The following is an 11,819-nucleotide window of genomic DNA, read 5'->3' on the forward strand; positions in this document are numbered from 1 at the left end:
TCGGCGGCTACCACAAGACGGGTAGGCGCTCCGGGATCCGTTTCATGAAGCGGGTGCGCCACACGAGTTGGTCGATCGGCACGGCCAGATCCAAGCCCGGTATGCGGTCCAGTAGCACTTCCAGGCCGATTTGGGCGTGTCTGCGGCCGAGCGCGGTGGCCGGGCAGAAGTGCTGACCGCCGCCGAACGATAAGTGCGCACTGGCGTTGGGGCGATGCAGGTCGACCGTCTCGGGTTCGGGGAAGGCGGCGGGATCGAAATTGGCGCCCTCCACCAGTACCAGCACCAATTCACCCTTGCCGATCTGGACGTCACCGAGCTCGACGTCTTCGGTCGCCAGTCGCGGCAGCGCATCGCCGATGGACAGGTTGATGCGCAGCAACTCCTCCACGCCGGCAGGAATCAACGCCGGGTTTGCCAGCAACTGAGCTTTCAGTTCCGGATGCTGAATGAGCGAAACCAGTGCCATGGTGAGGAAGCCGCCGGTGGAGATTACACCGGCGCCGAACAAGGTGACCCCGACGGTGGCCAGCATTTGCTCCGATACTTGTGAATATTCCGGATCGTCGCGCAATGCCGCGAGTTCGGCCATCAGTCCCGAGGTGGCCGGGTCGTCGAGGCGCTCGACCATGTACGCGATATCCCGATCCCAGTTGAGCTCGGCGGCGGCGATGGGCGCCGCGGAGTTCATGAACGCGATGTGCAGACTGCGCATCAACCTTGGCGCATCCTGCTGCGGAATGCCGAGGATTCGACAGTGCAGTGCGGCCGCGAACGGGTCGGCGAAATCGTTGCGTAGATCGGCGGGCGCACCCTCGGCGACGAGGGTGTCGATCAGCCTCGTCGCCGCGGTTCGCAGAAACTCCTCTAGGCCAGGCGATTTCGGGTTCAGGGCCTTCATCACCGCCTTGCGCAAACCCGCACCGGTGATGTTGCCCATGTTGTTGACCACTTCCGGCGGGATGGTGAGGGCGTATTGGCGGGGCACTCCAGGAGCGGAGGTGTCCTTCAGCGAGAACCGGCGATCTTCCAGCACCTGCTTGCACAGGGCGTAGGAGCTCACCAGCCAGGCCTCGTCACCGGCGATGGTGCGTACCTTGCGTACGGGCGAGGTTTCGCGAAGGACGTTGACCTCATCGGGAATTCGGTCTCCACGGGCCGAGAACGGGAAGGCGAGCTGTGTGTCGACGGTCGTCATGCGGTGCCTCCTTCGATAGGAGTAACGATGGCGTGCCCCTGATTGCGGGATGCGCGAAGCCCGGATCCGCGCGCATACAGCAGTTCCGCCATGGGCAGCAGTTGGTGATAGCAGTTCAGCGACGACGGCACCCCGAGGATCGCGGGCGTGTCCAGGAACAGGGGGACCTCAGCGCGGATGTAGTCGAGACATACCTCGTGCTGGCGCGGGGTCGGTGCGACCCCGTCCTGAGCTTTCGAGGACAGGAACCGCGCCACCAGTGCCTCACACACCGCACGGAATTCCTCATCGTCGGCCGATCGCCTGAGCAGATCCGCGTGCAGGTCCCGGTACGCTTCGTTGGACCGGAATTCCGACATCGCCTTCGCGGACAGTCGCTGTCCCGACGGATCCGCATCATCAACGGCCGCAACGATTTTAGCGCGCACACCGCGAATGTTCTTGTCCGCCTTGCGGCGCGCATCGAGCTCGGAATATCCTGTGGCCGAGAACATTTCGGCCACATACACATCGGTGTAGACAATGTCGACCCGGTCGAAGTGCGCCAGACCCCACCTCGCGAGGTCCCGGATTCGCTGACCGGAGAAGTAGCTGTTTCCCGGCGACACACCGATGACGGCGTGATCACCATCGCGCTGAACAACCTGACAGTGCCGAGTAAAGGGCTGAACCAGAAAGCCCTGCTGGACAGTGGGTTTCAATGGTTCTGTTGCAGATCTGGAGAGCGTTGCCGACGTCACGATCGCGCGCCTTTCACCGAAGGGTGATCTACCGAATTACCCGCTCATTCCCGCGCTGCCGAGCCCGTGGTGCACACCGTTGTCCCCGGGCCCCTGCGTCGCTCACGAGTCCTTTGATCCTCGCCGTACCCACCGAGCCCCGGCAACAGTGAGAGCTCCAATGCCCACAGTCTACCCGCGCGCCGAATTCTCATGTTCACACAGTTCCACCCCCGGGCCGTCATCACCTTCGCGCATGCCGCAGCGGCATCGAAATCCGGTGCACCGTACGCGATTACAGGAACACTTCGTCGTCTACGGTGAGGTGATGACACCGAGCCAGGTCCTGCATCCTGGACGACGACGGAGAGCCGGCGTGGTGCGGCCGTCCGCACCTGCCCTGGTCGCGTTGACGGCGATGGTGATCACCACGTCGGCCTGCGGGCAAGATTCCGCTCCGATCACTGCGGCCGAGATGACCAAGGTGCCGAGCGAGGCGATCGCCGTGGTCACGGTCGGGCCGTCACAACCTCCGATCATGACCAAGATCGACCACACGTCGGCCTTCGCCATCGACGCCAACGGCAACCTCGTCGGCAAGCTCCAGGGCGGCGCGATCGACTCGGCACGCATTGTCAGCTGGAATCGCGGGTTCACCTTCGCCACAGCTGATTCGGTGATGACCGTCGGTCCCTCCGGCCGCACCATGCTCGCGAACAACCAGGACACGGTCGAAGGCATCGCCCACGATGTCGCCTCCGGCCGAAGCCTGATCTGGTTCAACACCGGCACCCGCGGCGGAACAGCGGCGCAGTATCGGCACGACTACGTCCTGACCTCCCCGGACGCAGCACCACTGCCGGGGTCAGTCCCCGGGATCATGCTCTCGGCGGCGCACTGCGGCGAGAGCGCGTTCGGGGTCGTCGTCACGTTCGACGACCTCACCTCGGACCAATCGATGATCAAACACCGACTGTTCGAACTCCCCATCAACGGTGGCGAACCCGTCCTGCGCGGTGAATGGCAGTGGCCCAACATGTTCCGCAGCGAGTCACGGACCTCGACATGCTCGGCGGACGGGTCGGCGCTGTTCAACCTCTACGGCTCGGCCGACGCAAGCTACGACCGCACCGGCGGGCTCGGACTGGAGTTGGTGCAACTCGATACTGGCACCGGTGCGCGCACTCAGTCACACGTGGGTATGGCCGGGCACTCCGCATGGTCCCGGCCGAACACGCTGACCCGGAGCGGGGATCGGCTGTACTGGATCAACGGTGACGACGGGGCAGTACTTTCCATACCGCTGAATCAGCCATCCGAAGCCCGCAAAGAATGGGAACTCCCTGCAAAGGGATTCGGACATCAAGCGACGGTGACCGGAACCACAGTCGCACACATCGACTCCCACAACACACCGGCATACACCGAGTACGACCTGATCACCGGCAAAAAGATGCGCGGCCCGATCGACCTGCCGTGGCTGAAATCGATCGTCGACTCGCAAACCGAAAGCGGCAAAACCACCTACGCAGTGACTGGCATAGCTTGCCTCCCCGCACCACCACCTCAATCCTGACTACCGTGTTGGCTTGCGATCTCGTCGACCGGAGCGATAGGTATCTCAGCGAGACCAGCGGTGTCTGTTTCATGGCTTTCGTCGGCCCGCTCGCGGTGTCCGTCTCGGTAGACCTGAACGCGACGTGTCTCGTAGTTGTCGTCGCCGACTTCGTGGAAGTAGGAGACCGGTTCCTCGTCGAAGTCGTGAGGCCAGACGACTTTCACGTACCTCATGATCTCGCCTGAAGAGATCGAGGGGCCGTCCTTCGACGATCGGATCATCCCCGCACGCGCGGGGAGCACACTTCTTGATCTTGCTGTTCTCGTCGCAATCCACGATTCTTCGTTCGGTTTGCTTCGCGCTGCTTCGACATCACCGAAGAACCCTCGGACAACCACTCGACCGTCACCTCGATCGCCTCATCCTCCCGTTCTCGGGAGTCGAATCTATGATCCGAACCGACCACCGTGTGCAAAGCCGTATCCGGACGGGACCGCGCGAACTCCGATGCGATGTCGTAAGATACCGGCGCATCAACGAGCAGAAACCCGCTGTCCTGCAATACCTTCTGCTGATCGGGGCCGAAATTCTCTCTCCCCCAAGCCAACTCCGGTGTCAGGAAGGTGAGCGACAGATCCAGTACCGGATTCCACAACACCAGACGGTGCAACCCATCGAGCCACGACAGTGACAGCGCTACAGACACCGCCCCGAAACTGGCCGCCACGATTGACAATTGCTGCCCTGGAAAACGCTCGTCCACCGCGGCCATAGCAGCCTGCAGATCCAAGCACTCACCCGCGATCGTCATCCCCTCCGGGGTACCGCCGCTCGCGCCATGCCCTCGGAACGAGAACCTCACGACGTTGAATCCCGACGCCACCAGCCGATCAGCCAAACGAACAAACATTCCCCCGCCCTCATCCATGTCCACCGTGATGCCATGTACCAGTAGCACCACACCTCTCGCAGGATCGACCGGGGTGTGGTGCACCGCGGCATCCAAATGGATCCCGTCTATCGAGGTCAGCTCAAACGTTGCACTGAAGCGCTCCTGTTCACTCGACCACCCGAACCACATAGTCCCGCGCTGCCGGGGGCGTGCCGCCTCTTGGTGTCAGGCGCTCTGAAGCGTCGGCCTAGGACCGATCGCTTTGTTACCGTGCTGAGGTGCCCTCCGAAGCTCCCACGATTCTGGCGACGTCGATGGGGTTCAACCGGGCGCGGGATCCGTGGCAGCCTTCACCGGTATTCAGGTATGCCTTTGAGCTTGCCGGGCAACCCTTGCGGCCGAAGTTGTGCTTCATCGCGACTGGCTCCGGTGACAGCCGGGACAGCATCGACAACTTCTACGCGGCGTTCGCCGACGACGATTCGATACAGGCCAGTCACCTGACTCTGTTCGACAAGCCGAACGTTTCCGACGTGCGGGCGCATCTGCGTGGTCAGGATGTGATCTGGGTTGATCGTGGCAACGTGGTGAACCTGCTGGCTGTGTGGCGTGCCCACGGCCTCGATGAACTGTTGAGTGAGTGTTGGGAGCGAGGTGTGGTCCTCGGCGGTGAGTCGGCCGGCTCGTTGTGCTGGTTCGAGGGCGGGTCGACCGATTCACTCGGGGAGGTCAGCGGCTTTGATGGTGGCCTTGGTCTGCTGCCCTACGTAAATGCTGTGCATTACGCGGATCGGCGCGAGCAGTTCCACGACATGATCGAATCGGGCGACTACTCCGAGGGGTATGCCACCGATGCTGGTGCGGGGCTACATTTTTCGGGCACGAAGCTGGTGGCAGCGATCGCCGATCGGAACGGTGCGGGCGCGTACCGGGTCACCATGGGACCCGATGGCGTGGTAGCCGAGGAATCGGTCGAGGTGTTGCGGCTCAAGCGGTAGTGGCGAGGCGTTGGATGACCGATTGGACATCTTGATGTCCGTGCCACTGGCGCAGGACCGGCAGGGTGCGCCGAAGTTCGCTGAGCGCCGAGAGGGACTTGACTCGGGCGATGTCGTCGAGCGCGGTGTGGGCGATGTGGGCGGATTCGTGTGGTAGTCCGGCGTTGGCGTATGCGCGGGCGAGTTTGGCGCGGGTGATGGTGGCGGTGCGGGCTGAGGATGTGGACAGCGCAGCTAGGCGGGGTTCGAGGACAGGGATCACGCGTTCGCCGCGGCCGAGGTAGATCTCGCAGGTGGTGCGGAAGATGGTGAATAGATCGTCGTCAACGACACTGCGCTGGCCGAGGTGGGTGTCGCTGTCGCGGGCTGGTTTGGCCAGCAGGTGCATTGCCCGGTCCAGAGCGCGCATGCTGGCGTCGGCGTCTCCGGAGAGCGCGTAGCCGAAGGCCATCTGCTTGGCGGCGAGCCCGGCAATGCGCGGCGAGGGATCTGGAGCGTCCAGTACGTCGTGGGCGAGGTCGATGGCGCGGCGGCCGTCGCTGGCGAAGCTGATCGCGATCATGGACCGACGGACAGTGCAGTATGCCGCCATTTCTGGCCAGTTCGTGGTGTTGCTCCACTGCGTGGCCCTGTCGATCCAGTACAACGCGGCGGTTAGGTCTGCGGATTCTTCGCTGAGCCAGCTCAGTGATTCGGCGAAACGTGCTTGCATGTGTGCGAATTCGCGTCGTTGTCGGCCGTGTGTGCGGCGACGCAAGCCTTCGTGAACAGCGACTTTTCCGGTCATCTGGTCGATCAGCGGTGCGGGAGGCATTGCGCGGGCGAAGGATTGGTAGGCCGCGTAGGCGGCCTCGAACGAGGCCAGGCTGTCGTCGTCGATTTCTACTGTGTCGAGGGTCTTGTAGAGGTTCGATAGCAGTTCCCCGCCTCCGATTCCGATGCCCAGATAGAGCAGTAGCTCTCGCCTCGACAGCGGCATCGCAGCGCCTCCTTCCAGCACCTCCACGACCAGCGTATCGCTGTGGGCAGCGAGGCTGTGGTCGGTCGTAGCCGAGCGGGAGGTACATGTGAGTGCGGTGATTACCCCGCCGGTGTCGTAGATCGCGTCCAGACGTGTGGCTAGCCAGGGATGGAGGTGTCGATGCCCGGACTCGATGTAGGAGACCATCGATTCCGCGCAGTCGGCCCGACGGGCTACTGCGGCCAGCGTCAGGTGCCGGACCTTGCGCAACTCGCGCAGGACCGCCCCCAGTTCGGCGTTGCCGGGCATGTCGGCCACCCTCTTGACAGTTCTTCACAGGTCCCTGTGACTGATCGCCTTCGACCAGTGAAGCACATCACACTATGAAGATGAGCCTCGTTGACCTAGACCCTCGTCAGCAGCCAGATGTTTCTTCGGCGATCCTGCACCACGCCCTCGACCTTGGCTTGCGATTCAAACAACAACCGGACATCTTCGGAAAGCGATTGCCTGCAAAGGACATTCGAGACCTCCTGCTGACACGGCTTCCAGCCGATCCGACCAGTGTGCAGGAGGTGGTGGAGATCTTCACCAATGATGTGTTGCCGCTGTGCAAGAACGAATCGAGTCCCCGATTTCTTGGTTTCGGTGACACCGGTGACGATCTGGGCGCGTTGGCTGGGGGGATACTAGCGATGCTCACCCAGCAAAACATGATCAACCAGAGCTTCGATGCGCCCAGCGCCACCTTCATCGAAATCGCGGTGCTGCGGTGGTTGCGTGAGTTGATCGGCTACGCCAATCCCGCTGTCACCGATGTCTCGACAGTATGGGACGTCGGCGGAGTGATCACGCACGGCGGCACGTCGAGCAACACGATGGCGATGATGTTGGCGCGCGAGGCCAAGGCACCCGACACGATGCACAACGGGGTCACCGACGCCGAGCAGTTCGGTGTCGTGGTACCACGCGGTATCGGCCACTACAGCGTGAAGAGCGCACTGACGTGGATCGGTGTGGGTGCTCGAGCGATCGAGGTCGCCACCCGTGGATATCGCTACGACCTCGATGACCTGGCGCGAACGCTGGACGGACACGCGGGTCGGATCATGGCAGTAGTCGCCTACGCCGGAGACAGTCGCACCCAGACGATCGACAGACTTCGCGCAGTCCACGATCTGGTTCGTGCGGCGGATCCGGCCATTCACCTGCATGCTGATGCATGCTGGGGATTAGTCGCCACTTTCAGCGAACGACTGCGCGCCCGCGTCGATGGCATCGACTTGTTCGACAGCGTGACCGTCGACCCGCACAAGGTCATGGCCATCCCGTACGGACTGAGCGCGTTACTCGTGCGGCATCCACACGCACTACGCTCGACCGCCAGCTATTCGGATCTGATCATGCAGGAGGACTTCGCTTTCGGGCAGGTGACCCCGTTCATTGGGACGAAAGGTTGGCTGTCGCTGAAGCTGTGGATGATGATGCGCACTCGTGGCCGTCGCGGACTGTCCGAGCTCGCCGAGCAACGCATCACACACGCGCGACAGTTCGCCCAGCTGCTCGACGCTCATCCACGCATGCGGCCACTCAACACCCCGGATCTGGCGGCGGTGGCGTTCATCTATCTCCCACAAGAACTCAACGCCGGACGCGAGTTGCGCCAAGGCGAAATCGATCTGGTGAACGAGATCAACAAGCGGGTGTACCAGCGGATGCTCGATGACGGTCGCTGGTATCTGCACCAGTTCAGCATCCCCGATGACAACGCGGTGCTGCGGCATGGCGCGATCCTGCATCCGCTTCGATTCATGGCCAACAACCCCAATCTCACCCAGACCCACATGGTCGATGTGATCAGCTACGTCGATCGGCTCGGAGCCGAGTTCGAAGCGGGGCCGCGATGACTGACCTGCACACCTTCCGTTCGGTCTATGAAAGTGCCGGAGTCTACGACCGGTACCTGCTGCCGCACTATTTCGACGGTGACGAGGACATCGACCTTGTGACCGAACTGCTGCACAACAGCTTCGGTGATCCGATCGGATCGTTCAGTGTCGCCGAGTTCGGTTGTGGCACTGGACGAGTCACTCAAGCACTAGCACCGTACGCACGCAGATTAGTCCTTGCCGACTACAGCCCCACCATGATCGAGGCGGTCACCACCAAGTTCCCAGACGCCGAAACGTTGTGTGCCGATACCCGAGGCGCCGTCGAGCACCTGCACATGCAGGGCTGGGATGGCGGCTTCGAAGTGGTCGCGGCATTTTGGTCGCTGAGCTATCCGCTGGGAGAGTTCTTCGAGACGTTGTCCGCCAACGGAATCGAGCCCTGCGCCGACCTGGGACAGGCTCGGGTGGAGGCTATGCGGTTTCTCCGGCGTCTGGTTCGTCTGGTGGCCCCGGGAGGGCATCTGCTGGCGTTGTTCTTCGACGCTGATACCCGCGAGCAGCGCCTGGTCACCCGGCAGTGGGAACGGATCGCCCCCTTTCCCGAAGGCGGTCGCGGCTACACCCGCGATCTACTAGTGACCGGCCTGCGCGACGCCGAGGACGCCGGTTTGGGCACGCTGACTCACACTCGCCGCGGCGGCGCAGCGTGGGCCCCAAGCCGTGAAACCGCCCTCGCCTGGCTACAAGTGGTGCATCTCAAAAGCCACCCTGCTCTGATCGGCGACTCTCGAGTGCGCGAAGAACTGAGCGCATTCGTCGACCGGTACGTCCAGCCGGATGGTTCGGTACATCTGCCGAGCGGGGCGCACGTGATCGACTTCCACCGCAGCAGCCACCCCATCTGCCACGTGCCTCTCGGTAGCCGACCATGACCGGCAGCATCAAGAGCGCGCTCGATGACGCCCAGCAGATTCGCCGTGATTACGTCGGACGAGACGGTTACGGACTCGTTTACGGCTCACATGCTGATGGGTCCGGCACGTCGAGATCAGATTTGGATCTGGTGCTCGTGGGATCAGATCCGCTCTCGCTGGACACTATGACGCTGCTGGTTGCAGCGGTGTGCTCGCTACACCATCGCCATGGCTTGGCACTGGACACCGAGGTCGACTACGAGACCAAGCTGTTCGCCACCTTCGCCGAGGTCACCGAAGCGACCACGCTGATGTGCTTCGACACCACACCCACCGGCCTCGACGTCGTCCCCGTGGTGGTCGAGCCGTGGTTTCTTAACTCACATCGGTTCAAATTGCGGCTGCTCCTCAACGCCTTGACCAGCCCGCACATCTTTCTCGGCGGAGACATCGACCGATACCGCATTCACCGCGACCAAGCCGAGCGCGCGCTGGCGTTGCTCGCTCTCTCGATGTGCACGCACACGGTCATGACCGTTGCCGACCTCACCGAAGTAGTCATCCATGGTCCAGGAGTTGCGGGGAAGGATTTTCTCGGTTATCGCGACGGCCCGCAGTTGCGCTCGACGTTGATTCGTGGCCTGGCCATTCTTGCCCGAGCACGGATCGTGGTCGAACTCGACGGCGCCCGATTCAGGAAACGTCCCAAGCCCGTGCTCGCCGCGATCAACCGGTCACGACCACACGGTCGAACCCGCCTGGGATACTGACTCGTCCCTACCCAATCAGGAGGAATTCTGTCGTGACCCATCCCGGGGTTGTGCCACTGCTCGATCACGTCGCTGATGCCGTTTCCGAGGCCATCAGCCGAACCCGCCCGGAAATGGCGGGAGCAGACCCGGTGGTCCGACGATCCACACACGCCGACTTCCAATCCAACGCCGCACTCGCCTTGGCCAAACGCCTCGCAATCAAGCCCTCCGATTATGCCGGCGAGCTCGCCTCGGCCCTGCGCTCCACGCCGGATTCAGCGGTCGCGTCAGTAGAGCTGTCCGGCAAAGGCTTCCTGAACATCACCGTGCCCGACCGAGCCGTCTGGCAGCAGGTGGCCGTTCGCTTGGCTGACGAACGCCTCGGCATCGGCGCTCCAGAAGCCGGTCGCCGCACCGTGATCGACTACTCCGCGCCCAACATCGCCAAGGAAATGCACGTCGGGCATCTGCGCACCACGATCATCGGAGACAGCCTCGCCCGCGTGCTGGGATTCCTCGGCGCGAGCGTGATCCGCCAGAATCACCTCGGGGACTGGGGAACCCAGTTCGGAATGCTGATCCAATACCTCGACGAACATCCCGACGCACGCTGGCACCAAGACGACCTCGACAACGACAGCTCGGCCGTGTCAGCTCTCGACCAGCTCTACAAACAGGCCCGCGCCGCCTTCGACGCCGACACCGCCTTCGCCGACCGATCACGCGCACGCGTCGTCGCGCTACAAGCCGGTGACCCGGCAACCACAGCACGATGGCGTGAAATCGTCACCGAATCGGAAAAGGCATTCGGCCATATCTACGAACGCTTGGGAGTGCTGCTCACCCCCGACGACTACGTAGGTGAATCCTTCTACAACCCCATGCTCGCCGACACCATCGACGAACTCATCACCAAACAGATCGCCGTCGACAGCGACGGCGCACTCGTCGTGTTCTCCGAGGAAGTAACCGGCCCCGACGACAAACCGGTCCCGTTGATGGTGCGCAAACGCGACGGCGGCTACGGCTACGACACCACTGACCTCGCAACCATCCGATACCGGACCACCACCCTGCACGCCACGCGGCTGCTCTACGTCACCGATTCCCGACAGTCGCTGCACTTCCAGCTCATATTCGAAGCCGCCCGCAGAGCAGGCTGGCTGACCGAGGACATCGAGGCCCAACACATCGCATACGGCACAGTGCTCGGCCCCGACGGCAAACCGTTCAAAACCCGCGCCGGTGGAACCGTACGACTGATGGACCTGCTCAACGACGCAGTCACTAGAGCTCGTGAAGTAGTCGCAGAAAAGAACCCGGATCTAGAACCCGCCGAGCTCGACCTCATCGCCGAGCAAGCAGGCATCGGCGCGATCAAATATGCCGACCTTTCCACCTCACGAGTCAAGGACTACACCTTCGAACTCGACCGTATGACCGCCCTCAACGGCAACACCGCGGTCTACCTGCAATACGCCCAAGCTCGAATCCGCTCAATCCTGCGCAAAGCCGACGAGCACGATCCGGTCATCGACGTCGAGCTGCCCCTCGAACCTGCCGAACGCGCGCTGGCAATGGAACTCGACACCTACAGCAACACCCTCGCCGACGTCAGCACCACTCTCGAACCCCACCGCCTCTGCGGCTACCTCTACGACCTCGCGCGGGCGTTCACTACCTTCTACGACACCTGCCCCGTACTCAAAGCAGACCAACCCACCCGCACCAACCGCCTCGCACTATGCCAACTCACAGCACGCACACTCCAACACGGGCTGCACCTGCTTGGAATTAACGCACCCGAAAGGATGTAACGGCGGCCATCGGCAGCCACGGCGGGACTGTGGATTTAACGGTGGTTCCGGCCCAACACGCTGAACGATGTTCAGCGAGGAAGGTGCCGTGATGACGACACTGGATGCCGTGGCATCG

The 11,819-nt window shown here is 62.6% G+C and carries 11 protein-coding genes; 6 read left to right on the forward strand and 5 right to left on the reverse strand.

All coding sequences use genetic code 11. The annotated features are described in order from the left end of the window. Positions 1 to 7: 7 nt before the first annotated feature. Positions 8 to 1,198: a cytochrome P450 gene (locus ACIBK2_RS31615; RefSeq protein ID WP_396972467.1), complete on the reverse strand. Its 1,191-nt coding sequence runs from the start codon at positions 1,196 to 1,198 to the stop codon at positions 8 to 10. Continuing rightward, on the reverse strand, positions 1,195 to 1,938 hold the full coding sequence (locus ACIBK2_RS31620; RefSeq protein ID WP_396972468.1) for a tRNA-dependent cyclodipeptide synthase: 744 nt from the start codon (positions 1,936 to 1,938) through the stop codon (positions 1,195 to 1,197). Before ACIBK2_RS31620 ends, ACIBK2_RS31615 begins: the two co-directional genes overlap by 4 nt. A gap of 307 nt (positions 1,939 to 2,245) precedes the next feature. Between ACIBK2_RS31620 and ACIBK2_RS31625 the strand changes: the two genes are divergently transcribed. Next, positions 2,246 to 3,493: a hypothetical protein gene (locus tag ACIBK2_RS31625; protein WP_396972470.1), complete on the forward strand. Its 1,248-nt coding sequence runs from the start codon at positions 2,246 to 2,248 to the stop codon at positions 3,491 to 3,493. Here ACIBK2_RS31625 and ACIBK2_RS31630 read toward each other — a convergent pair. Together ACIBK2_RS31630 and ACIBK2_RS31635 are read right to left on the reverse strand one after the other, a co-directional pair. Beyond that, entirely contained in the window at positions 3,484 to 3,699 is a 216-nt protein-coding gene (locus tag ACIBK2_RS31630) for a DUF6881 domain-containing protein (RefSeq protein ID WP_396972472.1), read from the reverse strand. The two genes, ACIBK2_RS31625 and ACIBK2_RS31630, sit on opposite strands and share 10 nt — an antisense overlap. 53 nt (positions 3,700 to 3,752) lie before the next feature. Beyond that, positions 3,753 to 4,556 (reverse strand): alpha/beta hydrolase, encoded by an 804-nt coding sequence (locus tag ACIBK2_RS31635; RefSeq protein ID WP_396972474.1) that lies wholly within the window; start codon positions 4,554 to 4,556, stop codon positions 3,753 to 3,755. A gap of 89 nt (positions 4,557 to 4,645) precedes the next feature. Here ACIBK2_RS31635 and ACIBK2_RS31640 point away from each other — a divergent pair, with 89 nt between their 5' ends. After that, entirely contained in the window at positions 4,646 to 5,365 is a 720-nt protein-coding gene (locus ACIBK2_RS31640; protein ID WP_396972476.1) for a Type 1 glutamine amidotransferase-like domain-containing protein, read from the forward strand. Here the strand turns inward: ACIBK2_RS31640 and ACIBK2_RS31645 are convergent. Beyond that, positions 5,355 to 6,635 (reverse strand): helix-turn-helix domain-containing protein, encoded by a 1,281-nt coding sequence (locus ACIBK2_RS31645; protein ID WP_396972478.1) that lies wholly within the window; start codon positions 6,633 to 6,635, stop codon positions 5,355 to 5,357. The two genes, ACIBK2_RS31640 and ACIBK2_RS31645, sit on opposite strands and share 11 nt — an antisense overlap. Before the next feature lie 80 nt (positions 6,636 to 6,715). On the opposite strand from ACIBK2_RS31645, the gene ACIBK2_RS31650 reads away from it, so the two are divergent. The 4 genes from ACIBK2_RS31650 (at position 6,716) to argS (ending at position 11,701) form a co-directional block, all read left to right on the forward strand. Next, positions 6,716 to 8,233 carry a pyridoxal phosphate-dependent decarboxylase family protein gene (locus tag ACIBK2_RS31650; RefSeq protein WP_396972479.1) on the forward strand — a complete coding sequence of 506 codons (1,518 nt, stop codon included), beginning with the start codon at positions 6,716 to 6,718 and terminating at the stop codon, positions 8,231 to 8,233. A 98-nt stretch (positions 8,234 to 8,331) separates the two neighbouring features. Then, positions 8,332 to 9,150 carry a class I SAM-dependent methyltransferase gene (locus ACIBK2_RS31655; protein WP_396972480.1) on the forward strand — a complete coding sequence of 273 codons (819 nt, stop codon included), beginning with the start codon at positions 8,332 to 8,334 and terminating at the stop codon, positions 9,148 to 9,150. Then, a complete protein-coding gene (locus tag ACIBK2_RS31660; RefSeq protein ID WP_396972481.1) occupies positions 9,147 to 9,902 on the forward strand; it encodes a hypothetical protein in 756 nt (251 codons plus the stop codon). The genes ACIBK2_RS31655 and ACIBK2_RS31660 overlap by 4 nt, the downstream gene beginning before the upstream one ends. Before the next feature lie 32 nt (positions 9,903 to 9,934). Beyond that, complete coding sequence (gene argS, locus ACIBK2_RS31665) at positions 9,935 to 11,701, forward strand: arginine--tRNA ligase (protein WP_396972483.1); 1,767 nt, start codon at positions 9,935 to 9,937, stop codon at positions 11,699 to 11,701. The last annotated feature ends 118 nt before the right edge of the window (positions 11,702 to 11,819 follow it).

Origin of the sequence: Nocardia sp. NPDC050175 (assembly GCF_044459885.1) — a bacterium.
Lineage (GTDB): Bacteria > Actinomycetota > Actinomycetes > Mycobacteriales > Mycobacteriaceae > Nocardia.